Here is a 16,831-nt window from a genome sequence, read left to right on the forward strand (position 1 = left end):
CCCACTGCATGACCTACATCCTGTAGGCCTCCGACAGGCATAAGACAGGTCGGCGAAGCGGCGTTCTTTGCCGCATAGCCGAACCGATTTTCAAGGATCACAGCCTAAGTACGCCGCTTCCTGCGGCAAAGGCTGCGTGACTCACATCCTGTGAGCCTCCGAGGAGCTGGCGCCTGGAGCTAGACAACATGAAAAGCGGAAGGCGCAGCACAGCCCCGAAAAGCGCTGAGGGCTTGATGATAAGGCGCCCTTTGCCTTCTCAGCAAAACTAAAGCGACTCGAGGGGCTTGCGCCTGGAGCTGGCCGACCCGAATAGCACAAGAATTTCCTCATCAATAAAGAAGAGGCGTTTCCATGCGGGAGTGATCCCAGCATTGGAAACGCCTCTTCGATTACAGATCAATCCGCGCTAACCTCACGGGAGATGATGACTGCAATGATTGTTGATACGATAAAAACGCCTGCCATTAAAATCAACATTGTTGAATCCCTCCTTGAAAGAAACTTATACAAAATCTTTTCATGTACCTATCTTACCACGTAATGCCTAAAGTTTCGATAGGACTTTTAAAACAATATCCGTTGAATGACGTGCTGCAACAGGGAGGAACTCATCGAAAGTGACTGATGATTCTTTTCCTGCAATATCTGATAGCGCACGAATGACCACAAAAGGAGTATCGAACTGATGGCAAACTTGTGCCACAGCAGAAGCCTCCATTTCAGCGGCAATCATTAGAGGAAACTGTTCCTTCACTTTTCTAACATGCTCTGCATCACTCATAAACGTGTCTCCAGACGCGATAAGTCCGGTTGCGTGTGCATGCTGCCCTAACTCCTCAACGGCAGCCCTAGCAACTTCAACTAGTTTCAAGTCTGCACTGTATGCAGCAGGCTGACCCGGAACTTGTCCAAGTTCATAGCCGAATGCGGTCACATCGACATCGTGGTGACGGACTTCATTTGAAATCACTACGGTTCCTACTTCAAGTGACTCGTGGAATCCGCCAGCTGAGCCCGTGTTAAGTACGACATCCGGTTTAAATTTATTTAGTAAAATAGTTGTTGCAATTGCGGCATTTACTTTTCCAATCCCACTTTTCACTAGAACAACCTGATGATTACCGATTTCACCCTCGCTGAATTCACATCCTGCAATCGTTGTTTCGATCACCGAGGTAATTTCTCCACGTAATAGTTCCACTTCTTCTTCCATTGCACCAATCACTGCTATTTTCATATAATCCCTCCACTAAAAACGATAATTTAAATTAATAATCAAAATCCAATGTCGTTAATTTATCCATTTGCACTGGTTTCCATCCTTGTTCATCTACCCATTCGAGATAGACACGGTATTTCTCTGAACCATCTTTAGAAGAAACGATTCCTATAGACTTCTGAGGACCTCCACCGTTCTTAATCTTTTTGAAAATCATTTCGTTTTCAGATAAACCAGTTGCATATGCAAGGGCTTGTTTTTTTTCATTCCAATCTACCGATTTCCCATCATACATTGATGTATGAACACCCTTTTGTGTTGTACCGATTGGTTTCCAAGCAGTATTAACAACGGTCTCAGCAATGATTTTATCGTCAGACGGACCATAAGTAACCGTCCCCGACTCTTCGCTGCTATCTTCACTATTTTCTACATCATCACTCACAGTAGATTCTTCCGAGTCCTCAGACTCTGTGTCAGTTGATGAATCAGTTTTATTTGTTTCATCCGTTTTGTCCTTGTCTTCAGCTTTATTATCACCTTCAGAGAGATTGTCAGTGGTTTCTGTATTAGTGACGTCTTTTTCATCAGCTTGCTTCTCGTTATTATTGCCAAGGAAAATGGTGGAGGCAGTAATACCAATTAACAAAACAACAACCGCAATCAAAATATTTAACGTCCTATTTGTACGTTTGCGTCCTTTTTTACGTTCAATCCTGGAAAAGTCAGGCTCCCGTTCAGTCATACGCAAATCAACTCCCATTAAATTTTTAGTTATTCCAATTATGTATTAGACGATTTTCCGGAAAACATGTTCCTTAAGCACGAAAACCGCCCTCATGTAGAAGGCGGCTATCGGCAAATCATTTTATGTCTAATATTGTAACTGTCATTTCTCCACCTGGTGTATTAATTCTAACTTCATCGCCTTTAGAACGTCCAATAAGTCCTTTTGCAATCGGCGAATCGTTTGAAATAAGACCTTCAATCGGATTTGCTTCAGCAGAACCGACAATCGTATAAGTCTCTTCGTCTCCGTCTGGCAGTTCTTTAAAAGAAACTGTTGTGCCAAGGCGTACTTCATCAGTATTCAATTCGTCTGCTGTGATGATTACAGCATTGCGAATCATCGACTCCAAAGATGAAATTTTCCCTTCTAGGAAGCCCTGATCCTCTTTTGCCGAATCATACTCAGAGTTCTCTGAGAGATCGCCGTGACTGCGCGCGATTTTTATGCGCTCGACAACTTCTTTTCGTTTAACCGATTTTAAAAAGTCAAGTTCTTCTTCAAGCTTTTGTTTACCTGATACTGTCATTGGAAATTTCTTTTCTGTAACCATAAACACACCACTCCCTATATTCCTGTTCATAAAAATACTATGCCACTCCATCGAGTTATATGTGACATAGTCCTAATCTATATAGAATTCTGTCATCATCATATTACAATTCCTTGCCAGATTCAAGAATTGTTTTTATTTTTGTAACCATTAAATCAATTGCGACCTCATTATGACCGCCTTCTGGAATAATTATATCCGCATATCTCTTCGTTGGTTCAATGAATTGGTTATGCATTGGACGAACCACGGACAAATACTGTTCAATTACGGATTCAATCGTTCGCCCTCGGTCATTGATGTCCCGCATAATTCGCCTTATTATACGCAAATCTGCATCTGTGTCGACAAATAGCTTTATATCCATCAAGTCACGAAGCCTCTCGTCCTCAAGGACCAAAATCCCTTCAAGAATGATAACGTCTTTTGGTTCGATTAGGATGGTTTCTTTTGACCTAGTATGTAGTGAATAATCATACACAGGTTTCTCAACGAATTTTCGATCCAATAGTGTTTTCACATGGTCGATCAATAGATCCGTGTCAAATGCCAACGGATGATCATAATTTGTTTCTAGCCGTTCTTCAAATTGCAGATGGGACTGATCTTTATAATAATAGTCCTGCTCTATGACGACGACAGAGTTCTCCTTAAAGACTTCGTAAATTGAATTGGTGACGCTCGTTTTTCCCGATCCCGAGCCACCTGCAATGCCAATGACGACAGGTTTTCTTGATTTCATTTCAAACTCCCTTTGCACATTAGAATATCCTGAAAATATGGATAGACCTAGACTAATTTTCTATTACTTTTTTACCGCAATCAAAAGTCCGTCTCCAACAGGAAGCAAAGACGTTTCGAATTCCGGATTACCCATAATCCATTTTGTAAATTCTTTTAAGTTGCGTATCATCGTTCGATTTCGCTTAGGTATATCTTTATCGTCGTGCAGCACCATACCATGCATGAACATATTATCGCAATAAATAACTCCACCTTGTGCTACTACGGGTGCATATTTTTCAAAGAATCGTTTATATTGACCTTTAGCTGCATCGATGAAAAGTGCATCGTATTCTTGATGGAAGATATCCGTACTTTCTGTCAGGAGAGCGTCTGCTTCAATAATAGCAATCCGCTCCGAATAACCGCTCCTGGAAATATAATCAACTGCTTGCATAAAGCGTACGTTGTCTCGTTCGATGGTAACAATGGACACTTTAGGTAATGCAGCTGCAATACGAATTGCAGAATAACCGATAGCACTTCCGATTTCAAGGATTCGATCCGGTTTTTGAATTCTCAACAGACTGATGAACATGTCAATACCGTCACTATCCATAATTGGCACATAATTTTCGTCAGCGAATTGTTCAATTTCAGAGATGAAAGACTCTTTTTCCTTCGCGAAACTCGCGATATAAGATTTATAAATATCCATTCCACTCATCTCCTGTTCAAGACCATCATTTATCTGATAAATATTCATCTCGGTTTTTCAAGTGCTGGTCGTAGGAATCCGTAAAGTGGTTAACACCTTTTTTATCAGCCAAGAAATAGATGTAGTCTGTTTCCGCTGGTTCAATGACCGCTACGATAGAGGATGTACCCGCTCCTGCTATCGGACCTGGCGGCAATCCTTTGTACACATAGGTATTATAAGGATCGTCTTTTTCCAAGTCGACGTATAGAACTCGGTCCTTGTGTTCTCCAAGCGCGTAAAGTACAGTAGGATCCGTTTGCAAGAGCATATCATCGTCCAAGCGATTGTAAAACACACTTGCAATAATCTCCCTGTCTGATTTCGCAGTTGCTTCTCTTTCCAGTAAGGAAGCAAATGTTAAAAGCCAGTGTACAGACTTATCTTCAGTTTGAAGGTAATCCAGATAGGGTGTTACATTCAAAGCAGTCGCCTGTACCATTGTATCGACAATTTTTGCAACAGATGGGTTTTCTTCATAAAAAGGATAAGTCGCTGGGAACAAATAACCTTCTAGCGGGTATTTAATATTTTCCGCTAGAATCTCCTCTGTTAGAATGTTCGAATACTTCCCTATCAACATATCAATCGTTGCTTCATCGCTTACATAATCCATAAATTCTTTTTCAGAAATACCAGTTTGCTTATCGACAATTTTCGCAATTTGTTTCAAAGTCAAACCTTCCGGAACCGTAATTGTAAAAATAGGTTCTCGATATACTTTTCCTGTTTTGAGACTTTCAATTATTTCGTCTAGTGTCATAGCTTTAGTTAAGCCATAAGTACCCGCCTGAAACTGAGTGTTGTTATTAAACTTAACGTAGTATTTAAACAGACGCGCATCCTTAACAATTCCTGAAGTTTGTAGCTTAGTTGCAATGAAATCGACACCAGATCCGATTGGAATTTCAACTTCAATCACTTCTTCAGAGTCCGGGTCGACAGGTTGAAGACCTTCTGTTATGTATTTATATGCAAAGCGACCACCTATAAGGCCGATTAGCAATAAAACCAGTACAATTATCAGTACAATCCTTCTAACTATTTTCACTTCTTTTTTCTTTTCACGCATTCGCTCGAACATGACATCTTTTTTAGATCCATTATCCATGCGGAATCCACCTCTTTCGTTCGAAAACCTCTAATGTTTTCAATGAAAAAACGGCACGGCCTGCACCGCACCGTCCCGTCCGTGCCTATCTGATTTACTCTTCTTCTTCGTTTTCTTCCTCTTCTGCAAGGAATGTGTTCAACATTTCTTCGATCATTTCCCACTCAGCATCGTCTTCAATTGGCATTAATTCGCCATCTTCGTTATCCTCTGAAGGTACAAATGCGGATGCATGAATTTCGATTTCTTCGTCTTCATCTTCTGGCTCTTCACCAAGTACATGATAAAGTACATATGATTTACCAAATTCCTCTGAATCAAATGTGAAAATAACCTCACATACGTGTTCTACGCCATTTTCATCTACAATCGTCATTGTTTCTTGTCCGTGTTCCATTACGATCACCTCATCTATTTTTTAAATCAAGATACCCTTGAAGTATCATGATCGCTGCCATCTTATCAATAACAGACTTTCTTTTTTTACGACTGACATCCGCATCAATCAGCACTCTTTCCGCGGCCATCGTTGTAAGCCTTTCATCCCATAGTGTTACAGGAAAGCCGAATGTTTCTTTCAGTAGTTCCGCGTAGTCTTGAGATGCTTTCCCTCTCGGTCCAACTGTATTGTTCATGTTTTTTGGAAAACCTACTACAAACCCGCTGACTTCGTACTCATTTACTAGTTGTTGGATTCTATCCATGCCAAACTGGCCAGCACCTTCATCGACCTTTACTGTTTCAATGCCTTGGGCTGTCCACCCAAGTGCATCACTGATCGCGATGCCAACCGTTTTGGATCCAACATCCAATCCCATTGTTCTCACTCCGCTTTGCCCCCGTTTTCACGAACGTAAAACTTCACAAGTTCTTCCAGTATTTCGTCACGTTCCAACTTTCGAATCAGATTACGAGCATCTTCATGACGAGGTATATAGGCAGGATCGCCCGATAGAAGATAACCGACAATCTGGTTTATGGGATTGTACCCTTTTTCGTCAAGTGCCTTGTGCACATGAAGCATGACCTGTTTCACTTCCTGCTCCATCGACTCTTCAGGGAAGTTGAATTTCATCGTCTTGTCGTATGATTCCATAATAGACACCCCGCTTTCAGATCATCCGTTTTACGAATCGGATATCATTCCGTTTCTTATTATAACCGAATTACCGCTCCAGTTAAACAGATTTGACATAATCATACACGGATTGAAGGGCATCATCAAGTTTTGACACATCTTTTGCCCCCGCCATAGCCATATCTGGGCGACCGCCACCTTTTCCGCCGCATTGGTTCGCTACGTGATTGACGATTTTACCCGCATGATAGTTCCCGGTTTTTAAATCTTCAGTCACACCTGACACAAGCATCACTTTTCCGTCTACTGCGGCACCAAGAACAATTACCCCTTTTGATAGCTTCTGTTTCAATTCATCCATCATCTGACGAAGACCGTTGTTGTCTTTCACATCCACACGTGCAGAGATTACCGTAACATCATCAATTTGCTGTGCCGATGTCATGACGTCCGCCAATTGACTATTGCCAAGTTTTGCGGATAACGAGTCATTTTCACGCTGAAGTTCTTTCATGTCGGATTGTAACGAACCTACCTTTGTCACAATATCTCTCGTATTTGATTTTAAAAGGCTTGCTGCATTGACGAGCAATTCCTCTTCTTCTTTGAATGACCGATAAGCCTCTTGACCAGTAACTGCTTCAATTCGACGTGTACCCGCTCCGATACCGCTCTCGGAAACAATTTTAAACAACCCAATGACAGAAGTTGAGGCAACATGACAACCCCCGCAGAGTTCTAATGAGTAATCACCCACAGAAACGACGCGAACAACATTTCCGTATTTCTCTCCGAAAAGTGCCATTGCACCAAGTTTTTTCGCCTCGTCAATTGGTCTTTCGGCGATTTCAACAGCAATGTCTTCCCAAATTTTCTCATTGACAATCAGTTCAATCTTCTCAAGTTCTTCTTTCGAAACTTGGCCAAAATGTGAAAAATCGAAACGCAGACGATCAGGTCCAACGTATGAACCTGCCTGATTAACGTGCATACCTAGTACTTCTTTCAATGCTTTGTGGAGAAGATGTGTTGCTGTATGATTTTTGACAGTAAGTTTTCTTGCTGCTTGATTTACTTCAGCTACGACCTTTGTATTATCACTTAATTCACCGGAACGCATAATAGCAGTATGCAAGTTTTGACCGTTCGGTGCTTTTTGTACATTTTTAATATCTGCAATGAAGGATTCGCTACTAATAATTCCTTTGTCCGCAATTTGTCCTCCGCTTTCCGCATAGAACGGCGTAGAATCTAAGATGAACTGAACTTCGTCACCTTCGGATGCGCTGTCTACTTGTACACCCTCTTGTAAAAGAGTGACAACTGTCGATTCACTTTGCAGTTGATCGTACCCAACAAATTCACTAGGCACATTAATTTCACCAAGCACACTCGACTGGACACTCATCGAGTCAACGTCTTGACGCGCTGCTCGAGCACGCTTACGCTGACTATCCATCTCCAAATCGAATCCAGCTCGATCAACCGTGACACCCGCCTCTTCAGCAAGTTCTTCTGTCAATTCGAACGGGAAGCCATATGTGTCATAAAGACGGAATGCATCTGTACCTGCGATCGTCGAACCTGCTAATTTCACGTTTTCAATTACGCCAGAAAGAATAGCCATTCCATCCGATAAAGTTTCATGGAAACGTTCTTCTTCGTTTTTAATAACTTTCATAATGAAATCTTTCTTAAAGGTAACTTCAGGATAGAAGTCTTCCATGATTTCACCTACGACTGGAACTAATTCAAACATGAATGACTTGTTTACACCTAGCTGTTTCCCAAAACGAACCGCCCTGCGCAGCAGCCTTCTAAGTACGTAACCACGTCCTTCATTGGACGGGAGTGCTCCATCGCCGATTGCGAAAGCGACTGTACGTATATGGTCCGCAATCACTTTGAATGCGATATCTTTTTGTTGATCTTCACGGTATGTCTCTCCAGAAACCTTTTCAATCGCATTCATTATCGGCATAAAGAGATCCGTGTCAAAGTTTGTCGGAACTTCTTGGATAACGGATACCAGACGCTCGAGTCCCATTCCTGTATCAATATTTTTTTTCGGAAGCGGCGTATACGAATTATCCGGATTATGATTAAATTCTGAGAAAACCAGGTTCCAGATTTCTAAGTAGCGTTCATTTTCCCCTCCTGGATACAATTCAGGATCTGAGAAGTCATCTCCGTAAGACGCCCCACGATCGTAGAATATTTCCGAGTTCGGTCCACTTGGGCCTTCTCCGATATCCCAGAAGTTCCCTTCAAGACGAATAATACGATCTTCAGGAAGACCAATTTTATCACGCCAAATCGCATAAGCTTCTTCATCTTCCGGGTGAATTGTAATAGACAGTAACTCAGGATCAAAACCAATCCATTTATCATCCGTCAAAAACTCCCAAGCGCGTACAATTGCCTCTTCTTTAAAGTAATCGCCTATCGAGAAGTTCCCAAGCATTTCGAAAAATGTATGATGGCGAGCTGTTTTTCCTACGTTTTCAATATCGTTTGTTCGAATTGATTTCTGTGCATTGACGATGCGCGGATTCGTCGGAACAACCCGCCCATCAAAGTATTTTTTTAATGTTGCCACACCGCTGTTTATCCACAGCAACGAAGCATCATCGATTGGGACAAGTGGAGCGGACGGTTCTACACTGTGGCCATTCTCCTTAAAATACTCTAAAAACAAGTTGCGTATTTCGGATGAAGACATCTTTTTCATAATTGTTTCCTCCTAGTTAATTAAATATGTGTAGTTATGTAGTGTAAGCCTCTTGCTGTAACTTTGAGAACCTTACTGCAAAATGCTATAGGAAAGTAGCCATATTGCGCGACATCCTGCTGCAAAGAAGAGGGACAAAGTTCAATCTCTCCCCGCTGCACACCGACATTCTTTGAGCACAAAAAAATCCCCGCCCCTAAACAAAGGGACGAAGATGTTAGTCTCGCGGTACCACCCTAATTACCGAAACAAATATATCCGGCATCTCTGGTTGCCTTAACGCGGCGGACGGCAGGGATGAGCTGCACTCAAGAGTAGCTTTTCGACATTCTTACTTGAGCACCCTTTCAGCCAAGGGGCACTTTTCTGATCAAGCAGACATGTTTACTTTCTCCGTCAACGTGTTTCATATCAAATATTATTACCATTTAAAGCTTAGTCATAAGACTGTCCAAGTGTGCTTGGAAAACACCACTTATCCGGTTCGTCTTATTTCCATTAAATCGAATCGACTGCTTCTGCATTTCTAATTGGATTATAGAAAAGTTCTTTCTAATTGTCAATCGGAAGCTTCAAGAAACTCATAAGGAGTTACACCCCTCATACCTATCAGCGGGTCAATTGCCATGAAAGTTTCCATCGTTAGTTCGTAGGTTATCGGCAGAGAATCGGTCGGACTGACGATGGACTCATCGGAAATTCCTGTAGCCTTATCCTCTTCAACTTCCGACTCGATCATGCTTCCATTAAGACGCTCTTTCAGTGTAGTCTGACGCTCCATTTCATCAGTCCGTGCTATACCTGTCCTGAACTCTTCAGGTTCTCCACAGAGAATAAGGAAGTTTTTTGCACGGGTGATGCCAGTGTATAACAAATTGCGACGCAACATTTTACGATGTCCACGAACGATTGGCATGATAACAATTGGAAATTCACTACCTTGAGATTTATGGATTGAACAGCAGTAAGCAAGTGTAAGTTGGTTAAGGTCGTTCCGTTCATAGGTAACTTCAATTCCATCGTACGATACGATGAGCAGTTCTTTTTTATCAATTGTTTCTTTCGCTTTTATAATCGAAATGACCTCACCCATATCACCGTTAAAAACATTACTCTCAGGTTGGTTGACAAGCTGTAGTACCTTATCTCCAATCCGGTAAACCGCTTCCCCAAAAACAACTTCTTTTCGTTTTGGCCCAGGCGGATTAACCATTTCCTGGATCATCTTGTTCAACCCATCAATACCCGCAGGTCCGCGATACATGGGTGCAAGTACTTGAATATCCTTGATAGGATGACCTTTGACGATTGCACTTTTTACAACCTGTTCTACAACTTCAAGAATTCGATCACTACTTGCTTTAATAAAAGAACGATCCGACGTCTTCTTAGTAATATCATCTGTCCATTCTGACCGCTTAATCATATGTGCCATTTCAATTATTGATGAACCTTCACTTTGTCGAAATATTTCAGTCAGTTCAACGACGGGAACTTTCCCAGAATCCAGCATATCACGCAGCACTTGTCCGGGTCCGACGGGTGGTAGCTGATCTTGGTCTCCGACGAACAACAGTTGAACATCGTTCGCAAGCGCCTTTAATAGCTGATGTGCAAGCCATGTGTCTACCATCGACATTTCATCGATGATAATAAGACGTCCTTCAATTTCTCGCTCAGTCTCTTCTTCCTTTTCCAACCCATTAAACCCAAGTAGTCGGTGAATAGTCATAGCGGGTAAACCTGTCGATTCGGACATACGTTTAGCAGCACGTCCGGTTGGCGCTGCTAGAACAATGGGAAATGTTTCTTTCTTCTTCGCATATTCTGTTGGATCTAGTGACAACCCATGTAATTCAGCATACACTTCCACAAAACCGCGTATCACTGTCGTCTTCCCTGTTCCAGGACCACCCGTCAATATCATTAATGGTGAATGGAGTGCAGTTTCAATCGCAGACACTTGTGTTTCCGCATAATTGACAGAGAGTCTTTCCTCTACTTCCCCTACAGCTTTCCTAATTTCAGACACAGGGAATTGATCGGCGGTATCATTTTCCATAATTCGTTCTAGTTTAGCTGCAATTCCAATTTCTGAGAAGTAAAGGGATGGTATGTATAGTCTTTTTCCCTCTGCAGACAGCTTACCTTCTTCAACAAGTTGAATAATTGCCTGGGAAATATCTGAATATTGAATATCTATTCTTTGACTCATTTCTAATAGTCGTTTCGCTTCAGGCAAGATTGTCTCTGCTTCAACAAACACATGACCTGCTGATTGCACTGCCTGATTCATCGTGTGAAGAATAGCTGCTTTGATCCTCGATGGATGATTTCCCGTAATTCCAAGATTTTTCCCAAGTTCATCGGCTCGTTGGAAACCTACGCCTTCAATCTCTTCAATAAGTCGATAAGGGTTTTCAGTAAGTTGTGAAATCGCTTCTTCCCGATACTTCTGATAAATCCGCATTGCTATTTGCGGACCGAATCCCCATTCGTTTAACTGGATAATCGTCCGTTCGAGTCCCATATTTTGTTCAAGTACGGAAACAAGTGTCTCTTTTTTTTCATCGGATAGCCTTGGAACAGTTGAGAGAACAGACGGATTATCAAGAATCTTTTTTATCGCATCTGTTCCCAGCTGTTTCACAATTGTTTGGGCCGTTTTCATCCCAATGCCCGGAAATAAGTCGCCCGATAAATAATGGACAAGTCCTGTTTCTGTTGCGGGCATCTCTTTCGTAAACGTATGCACGTCAAATTGAGCACCGTAAGTCGGGTGATTAACAAGTTTCCCAGTGAATTTGTAATCATCTTCAGCATTCAACTGGGGAAAACTACCTTTAACGATAATTTCTTTATCTTCATACCCACTATTCGTTTCACGAACTTTTAACTTCGCAATCGTAAAAAGGCTATCAGGGTTATGGAAGATCGTTACGACCGGTCGCCCGATTAGAAAGATTTCTTCCATGTATTCCATTGCGTTGTTCCCTTCCATAACCGCCACCCCTTCTTATTTGCTATTTCCACCCAGTTGAATCATGTCAAATATATAACGTGCCTGTAGATGTTCTGGTTCGATTGTAAAAGCTTTCTCAAGATGCTTAAGGGCATCATCTTTGTTTTCTGTTGAAACTGCATACAAAAAGCCTAGATTATAATGGGCATCGGCATTATCCTCATCCTGTTCGAGAATAAATAGAAATTCGCTTTCCGATTCTTTAAACAACTCCAAATTTGCAAGGACAATACCGTAGGATAGTCTGATTTCAAGATCATTCGGTGCCAGTTCGGCCGCTCGTTGAAGGTATGGCAATGCCAATTTTTCTTTACTCGATCGTTCGAGACTTTTTCCTAGCATGAAATAAACATCTGCCTCTTCGATACCTTGACGAATTGCTTTTTCATATAGTTTTGCCGCTTCTTCAAAACGCTCTTTATTATAATAAAGATTGGCCAGACCGTAATATGCTGTGCCAGCCTCCGCATCTAGTGTAATCGCCTTCTGAAAAAAAGGTTCCGCTCTTTCGGCATCCCCTAGTGAGGCGAATACATTCCCAAGATTAATATAACCGACCGCATTTTCAGGGTCCTTTTCAACCCCTTGCATAAATGATTCGACCGCTTTTTCATATTCACCTTTTTGTAGTGCAGCAATTCCAATCTCATTGTATTCCATAATTAAATTCTCCTTATCCAACGTATTCAAGTTGTTTTCCATTTTTGAAAACAGTATCTATTGTTCCCCCGCCAAGACACTCTTCGCCGTCATAAAAAACAACAGCCTGTCCTGGAGTTATTGCACGAACCTGTTCTGCAAATCGGACGATTGCGTTACCGTCTTCAGTCAATTCAACGGTTACTTTTGTATCCGGCTGACGATAACGAAATTTTGCTGTACAGCTGAACGTTTCCGACATTTTTCGCACTGTGGAAAAACTAATGTCGATTGCTGTCAAACTATCGGAATAAAGAGCATCATTGTGAAAGTTTTGACCGACCAGAAGAACGTTCGTTTTCAAGTCTTTCCCGATAACAAACCAAGGTTCCCCTGCCCCGCCAATACCAAGACCATGTCGCTGTCCGATTGTATAATACATTAGCCCATCATGACGCCCCATAGATACACCATCCATAGTTTTCATATCACCTGGTTGCGCAGGTAGATATTGTCCTAGGAATTCTTTGAAATTCCGTTCACCGATAAAACAAATACCAGTTGAATCTTTTTTCGTTGCCGTTGATAGGCCTGCTTCTACAGCTTTTTCACGCACCAAACTTTTGTCCATAGCGCCAATAGGAAACATGACTTTTTGCAGTTGGTCCTGAGTAAGTTGATTCAAGAAATAGGTTTGGTCTTTATTTTCATCTTTTCCTCGTAGCATCGAAACACCGCCATCTACTTCAACAACTTGTGCATAGTGCCCTGTTGCTAAATAATCTGCTCCAAGACTCATTGCATGTTCGAGAAAAGCCTTGAATTTAATTTCTTTGTTACACATTACGTCGGGATTTGGTGTTCGTCCCGCTTTATATTCTTCAAGGAAATACGTAAAGACTTTATCCCAATATTGTTTTTCGAAATTTACAGCGTAATAAGGGATTCCAATTTGATTGCAAACACTGATGACGTCTTCGTAGTCCTCGGTTGCGGTACAGACACCAAATTCGTCCGTGTCATCCCAGTTTTTCATAAAGATCCCGATTACTTCATAACCCTGTTCTTTTAATAGTAGTGCCGCAACAGATGAATCGACACCGCCAGACATACCGACAACGACACGTGTTTCTGCTGCTGATTTAGTTGTTATCATTCTATAAACATCCTTTGCTTTTCATTTCACAGACTTTTTCACAATACCAGCGGTTTTGTGTGCGGCTTCCTTAATGGATTCCTCGTTAAGACCAAGACCGAAACTGAACCGGACTGAATTTCGTAGTTTAGCGGAATTTTCACCATGCATTGCAGTAAGAACGTGCGATGGATCAATTGAGCCTGCAGTACATGCAGATCCGCTGGACACAGCAATCCCCGCCATGTCTAAATTGACGAGAAGTGATTCAATATCCGTTCCTGGGAAGCTTATATTCAAAATATGTGGAAGTTTGTCTATATTTTTTCCAGATACTTCATATACAATAGCTTGTTCGTCAAAAATGTCCGTCATTATAGTTGTATAGTTAGTGTAATTTAAATTATTTCGTACCATCTCACGTTGTGCGATCGACACCGCTTTCGAAAAGGCAACAATTGCAGGAATATTTTCAGTACCAGCACGGCGTTTCCGTTCTTGCTCTCCCCCAAATATGAGCGGAGAAGTTTCAAGTCCTTTACGCTGATAGAGAAAACCTATCCCTTTTGGTCCATTTAATTTATGAGCAGTAACTGATAATAAATCAACTCCAAGTTCGTCAACATTAAGTGGAATGAGGCCGTACGCCTGTACAGCATCCGTATGGAATACAGCTTGATGATCTTTCAAAATCTCACCAATTTCACGAATCGGCTGAATTGTACCTACCTCATTATTTCCATACATAACCGTGACTAGAATTGTTCTATCAGTAATTGCATTTATAACTTGTTCCGTACTAATTCTCCCATTTTCATCAACTTCCAAATATGTTACCTCGAAACCCAGCAACTCAAGTTGTTTACATGGATTTAAAACGGCATGGTGTTCAATATTCGTCGTGATGATATGATTTCCTTTTTCCTTCATAGCCATTACAGTTCCGAAAACCGCAAAGTTATCCGCTTCAGTTCCGCCTGATGTAAAAATGATTTCCGACGGTTCTGCATTGATGGACTGTGCAAGTAATTTTCTTGCATCATCAAGCCATTTCCGAGATTCTCTGCCGTAACTGTGGATACTCGAAGGGTTTCCAAATACAGATTCAAGCATTTTTATATGAGTCGCGCTTACTTCCGGATGAACCGGTGTCGTCGCTGCATGGTCGAGATATATTGTCGTCATTATAAGACCCCTTTAAATGTAAAACATATAACTGTCTTGTTCATTTGCTTCACCGGATTTCATTAAATCTTCAATAGTCGTTGTGTCAAGTACACTGCGCACTGCTTCACCGATTCTTTTCCACAGTTCTTGCTGAGGAATGTCCGAACCCTCTAAACCTTCTACTAGCTGAATGGGCCCTTCCAAAATACGGATAACATCTCCAGCCGTAATTTCGGCAGGTGGTCTAGCAAGCATATAGCCGCCATATGCACCGCGTACACTTTTAACTATTCCACTATTGCGTAGCGGTGGAATCAGCTGTTCAAGATAGGCTTCAGACAACTTCTGTTCTTCGGCAATTTTCCGAAGCGGTACAGGACCTTCCCCGTACTTAGCCCCCAATTCAACAACGATTGTCAGTCCATATCGCCCTTTTGTAGAAATCTTCATATATATCCCGTCCTTTTTTACGATTGCTTCAAAATATTATAGCATATGTGGCCTGTCGGCTTCCTTAAAATGATTTACGTTTGTCTAACGTGTATAATAGAGGAACAGATGTACTGAGGAGTGGTTATTTTGAACAACGAGCCATTGGCGTTTCGCATGCGACCGAACAATATAGATGAGATTGCAGGACAGAAAGAAATTATAGGTGAAAAAACAGCATTATACCGTATGATTAAAAACGGTCACGTTCCTTCGATGCTATTGTACGGTGAACCCGGAATCGGTAAGACATCACTCGCCCATGCAATTGCAGGTACAAGCAACCTTCCTTTCATCGCCATGAATGCGACCGTTTCAGGCAAGAAAGATGTAGAAGAAGTTGTTGCAGAATCGCGCATCACCGGGAAAGTGTTGTTATTCCTTGATGAAATACATCGTTTTAACAAATTACAACAAGATACATTACTGCCTCATGTTGAAAACGGGGCAATTGTTTTAATAGGAGCAACGACTGAAAATCCATATCATGACGTCAATCCAGCAATTCGATCCAGGTGTGGTGAAATTCGTCAATTGGCGCGGTTGGAACCGACTGATTTATTAGTAGTTCTTCGTAGAGCGCTAACAGATGAAGAGCGCGGACTCGGAAAAATGGCAATCGATATATCGGAAGACCAACTGATTTTAATATCTGAAGGTGTTAACGGTGATGCGCGAAAAGCGTTAACCGTTCTCGAATCGGCTGTTTCGGCTAGTGATAGTGTAGACGGAAAAACAATTATTGAAGACTGGCTACTTGAAAATTTACTTGGTCGAATCGGTTTGTTCGGTGATAAAAAAGGTTCTCATTTTTATAATCTATTATCGGCACTTCAAAAGGCAGTTCGAGGCAGCGATGTCGATGCCGCCATCTATTATCTTGCTAATCTGCTAGAGACCGGAGATTTGACAGCCGTCTCTAGACGTTTGCTCGTTATGGCCTATGAAGATATCGGACTCGCCTCACCATCCGTTGGTCCGCACGTCCTTGCGGCAACAGATGCAGCCATGAGGCTAGGTATGCCAGAAGCTCGCATTCCTTTAGCGAATGCTGTCATCGAAATGTGTTTGTCTTCGAAATCGAATTCAGCTTATAAAGCATTTGATGCAGCTGTCAAGGCCATCAACGAAGGCAAAACTGGGGATATTCCATTACATTTACGAGATACCCATTATGCTGGCGCGGAAAAACTCGGACATACAGGTTATAAATATCCACATGACACGCCTCTCGGTTCTTTCGGTGGCTGGACAAATCAGCAATACTTACCAGAGAAATTAAAAAGTACTGAATTTTACAAACCTGTTCTAGCGGGGGAAGAGAAGAAGTTGGCTGCAATTTACAAGAAGTTAAAAGAGTTTCAAAAGAAAAAGTAATTTAACAATTCAAAACCCTCCTAGCTGTCTCTTTAGGAGG

The 16,831-nt window shown here is 41.7% G+C and carries 16 protein-coding genes; 1 reads left to right on the forward strand and 15 read right to left on the reverse strand.

The window, feature by feature from the left end; all coding sequences use genetic code 11:
• Window positions 1-547 precede the first annotated feature (547 nt).
• The 15 genes from mtnN to cymR form a co-directional block, all read right to left on the reverse strand.
• Window positions 548-1,240, reverse strand: coding sequence for a 5'-methylthioadenosine/S-adenosylhomocysteine nucleosidase (gene mtnN / locus AC1TO6_RS06550; protein ID WP_482100802.1), 693 nt, complete (start codon window positions 1,238-1,240; stop codon window positions 548-550).
• Window positions 1,241-1,271: 31 nt separating this feature from the next.
• A complete protein-coding gene (locus tag AC1TO6_RS06555) occupies window positions 1,272-1,967 on the reverse strand; it encodes a YrrS family protein (protein WP_482100803.1) in 696 nt (231 codons plus the stop codon).
• Window positions 1,968-2,085: 118 nt separating this feature from the next.
• Window positions 2,086-2,562 carry a transcription elongation factor GreA gene (gene greA / locus AC1TO6_RS06560; RefSeq protein WP_482100804.1) on the reverse strand — a complete coding sequence of 159 codons (477 nt, stop codon included), beginning with the start codon at window positions 2,560-2,562 and terminating at the stop codon, window positions 2,086-2,088.
• Between the two features lie 103 nt (window positions 2,563-2,665).
• Complete coding sequence (gene udk / locus AC1TO6_RS06565; protein ID WP_482100805.1) at window positions 2,666-3,304, reverse strand: uridine kinase; 639 nt, start codon at window positions 3,302-3,304, stop codon at window positions 2,666-2,668.
• Between the two features lie 63 nt (window positions 3,305-3,367).
• The gene (locus AC1TO6_RS06570; RefSeq protein WP_482100806.1) at window positions 3,368-4,003 is read right to left on the reverse strand and encodes an O-methyltransferase; all 636 of its coding nucleotides are present in this window, start codon (window positions 4,001-4,003) and stop codon (window positions 3,368-3,370) included.
• A 25-nt stretch (window positions 4,004-4,028) separates the two neighbouring features.
• Window positions 4,029-5,153 carry an endolytic transglycosylase MltG gene (gene mltG / locus AC1TO6_RS06575; protein ID WP_482100807.1) on the reverse strand — a complete coding sequence of 375 codons (1,125 nt, stop codon included), beginning with the start codon at window positions 5,151-5,153 and terminating at the stop codon, window positions 4,029-4,031.
• A gap of 94 nt (window positions 5,154-5,247) precedes the next feature.
• A complete protein-coding gene (locus AC1TO6_RS06580; RefSeq protein WP_482100808.1) occupies window positions 5,248-5,550 on the reverse strand; it encodes a DUF1292 domain-containing protein in 303 nt (100 codons plus the stop codon).
• Between the two features lie 10 nt (window positions 5,551-5,560).
• Window positions 5,561-5,980, reverse strand: a complete 420-nt coding sequence (gene ruvX, locus AC1TO6_RS06585; RefSeq protein ID WP_482100809.1) for a Holliday junction resolvase RuvX — start codon at window positions 5,978-5,980, stop codon at window positions 5,561-5,563.
• Window positions 5,977-6,249: an IreB family regulatory phosphoprotein gene (locus AC1TO6_RS06590; RefSeq protein WP_482100810.1), complete on the reverse strand. Its 273-nt coding sequence runs from the start codon at window positions 6,247-6,249 to the stop codon at window positions 5,977-5,979. The genes ruvX and AC1TO6_RS06590 overlap by 4 nt, the downstream gene beginning before the upstream one ends.
• Window positions 6,250-6,331: 82 nt before the next feature.
• Complete coding sequence (gene alaS, locus AC1TO6_RS06595; RefSeq protein ID WP_482100811.1) at window positions 6,332-8,962, reverse strand: alanine--tRNA ligase; 2,631 nt, start codon at window positions 8,960-8,962, stop codon at window positions 6,332-6,334.
• 559 nt (window positions 8,963-9,521) lie between these two features.
• Window positions 9,522-11,963 carry an SF1B family DNA helicase RecD2 gene (gene recD2 / locus AC1TO6_RS06600; protein WP_482100812.1) on the reverse strand — a complete coding sequence of 814 codons (2,442 nt, stop codon included), beginning with the start codon at window positions 11,961-11,963 and terminating at the stop codon, window positions 9,522-9,524.
• 15 nt (window positions 11,964-11,978) lie between these two features.
• Window positions 11,979-12,644: a tetratricopeptide repeat protein gene (locus AC1TO6_RS06605; RefSeq protein ID WP_482100813.1), complete on the reverse strand. Its 666-nt coding sequence runs from the start codon at window positions 12,642-12,644 to the stop codon at window positions 11,979-11,981.
• A 13-nt stretch (window positions 12,645-12,657) separates the two neighbouring features.
• Window positions 12,658-13,779 (reverse strand): tRNA 2-thiouridine(34) synthase MnmA, encoded by a 1,122-nt coding sequence (gene mnmA, locus AC1TO6_RS06610; protein WP_482100814.1) that lies wholly within the window; start codon window positions 13,777-13,779, stop codon window positions 12,658-12,660.
• A 21-nt stretch (window positions 13,780-13,800) separates the two neighbouring features.
• Complete coding sequence (locus AC1TO6_RS06615; protein ID WP_482100815.1) at window positions 13,801-14,943, reverse strand: cysteine desulfurase family protein; 1,143 nt, start codon at window positions 14,941-14,943, stop codon at window positions 13,801-13,803.
• 12 nt (window positions 14,944-14,955) lie between these two features.
• Window positions 14,956-15,375, reverse strand: a complete 420-nt coding sequence (gene cymR / locus AC1TO6_RS06620) for a cysteine metabolism transcriptional regulator CymR (protein WP_482100816.1) — start codon at window positions 15,373-15,375, stop codon at window positions 14,956-14,958.
• Window positions 15,376-15,504: 129 nt separating this feature from the next.
• Between cymR and AC1TO6_RS06625 the strand changes: the two genes are divergently transcribed.
• Entirely contained in the window at window positions 15,505-16,791 is a 1,287-nt protein-coding gene (locus AC1TO6_RS06625) for a replication-associated recombination protein A (protein WP_482100817.1), read from the forward strand.
• The last annotated feature ends 40 nt before the right edge of the window (window positions 16,792-16,831 follow it).

This window comes from Sporosarcina sp. Y352, from assembly GCF_056786535.1.

Excerpts from the sequence above, each read along its gene's own strand:
- mtnN (WP_482100802.1), bottom strand. The coding sequence starts at position 1,240 with ATGAAAATAGCAGTGATTGGTGCAATGGAAGAAGAAGTGGAACTATTA.
- AC1TO6_RS06555 (WP_482100803.1), bottom strand. The coding sequence starts at position 1,967 with ATGACTGAACGGGAGCCTGACTTTTCCAGGATTGAACGTAAAAAAGGA.
- greA (WP_482100804.1), bottom strand. The coding sequence starts at position 2,562 with ATGGTTACAGAAAAGAAATTTCCAATGACAGTATCAGGTAAACAAAAG.
- udk (WP_482100805.1), bottom strand. The coding sequence starts at position 3,304 with ATGAAATCAAGAAAACCTGTCGTCATTGGCATTGCAGGTGGCTCGGGA.
- AC1TO6_RS06570 (WP_482100806.1), bottom strand. The coding sequence starts at position 4,003 with ATGGATATTTATAAATCTTATATCGCGAGTTTCGCGAAGGAAAAAGAG.
- mltG (WP_482100807.1), bottom strand. The coding sequence starts at position 5,153 with ATGGATAATGGATCTAAAAAAGATGTCATGTTCGAGCGAATGCGTGAA.
- AC1TO6_RS06580 (WP_482100808.1), bottom strand. The coding sequence starts at position 5,550 with ATGGAACACGGACAAGAAACAATGACGATTGTAGATGAAAATGGCGTA.
- AC1TO6_RS06590 (WP_482100810.1), bottom strand. The coding sequence starts at position 6,249 with ATGGAATCATACGACAAGACGATGAAATTCAACTTCCCTGAAGAGTCG.
- alaS (WP_482100811.1), bottom strand. The coding sequence starts at position 8,962 with ATGAAAAAGATGTCTTCATCCGAAATACGCAACTTGTTTTTAGAGTAT.
- recD2 (WP_482100812.1), bottom strand. The coding sequence starts at position 11,963 with ATGGAAGGGAACAACGCAATGGAATACATGGAAGAAATCTTTCTAATC.
- AC1TO6_RS06605 (WP_482100813.1), bottom strand. The coding sequence starts at position 12,644 with ATGGAATACAATGAGATTGGAATTGCTGCACTACAAAAAGGTGAATAT.
- mnmA (WP_482100814.1), bottom strand. The coding sequence starts at position 13,779 with ATGATAACAACTAAATCAGCAGCAGAAACACGTGTCGTTGTCGGTATG.
- AC1TO6_RS06615 (WP_482100815.1), bottom strand. The coding sequence starts at position 14,943 with ATGACGACAATATATCTCGACCATGCAGCGACGACACCGGTTCATCCG.
- cymR (WP_482100816.1), bottom strand. The coding sequence starts at position 15,375 with ATGAAGATTTCTACAAAAGGGCGATATGGACTGACAATCGTTGTTGAA.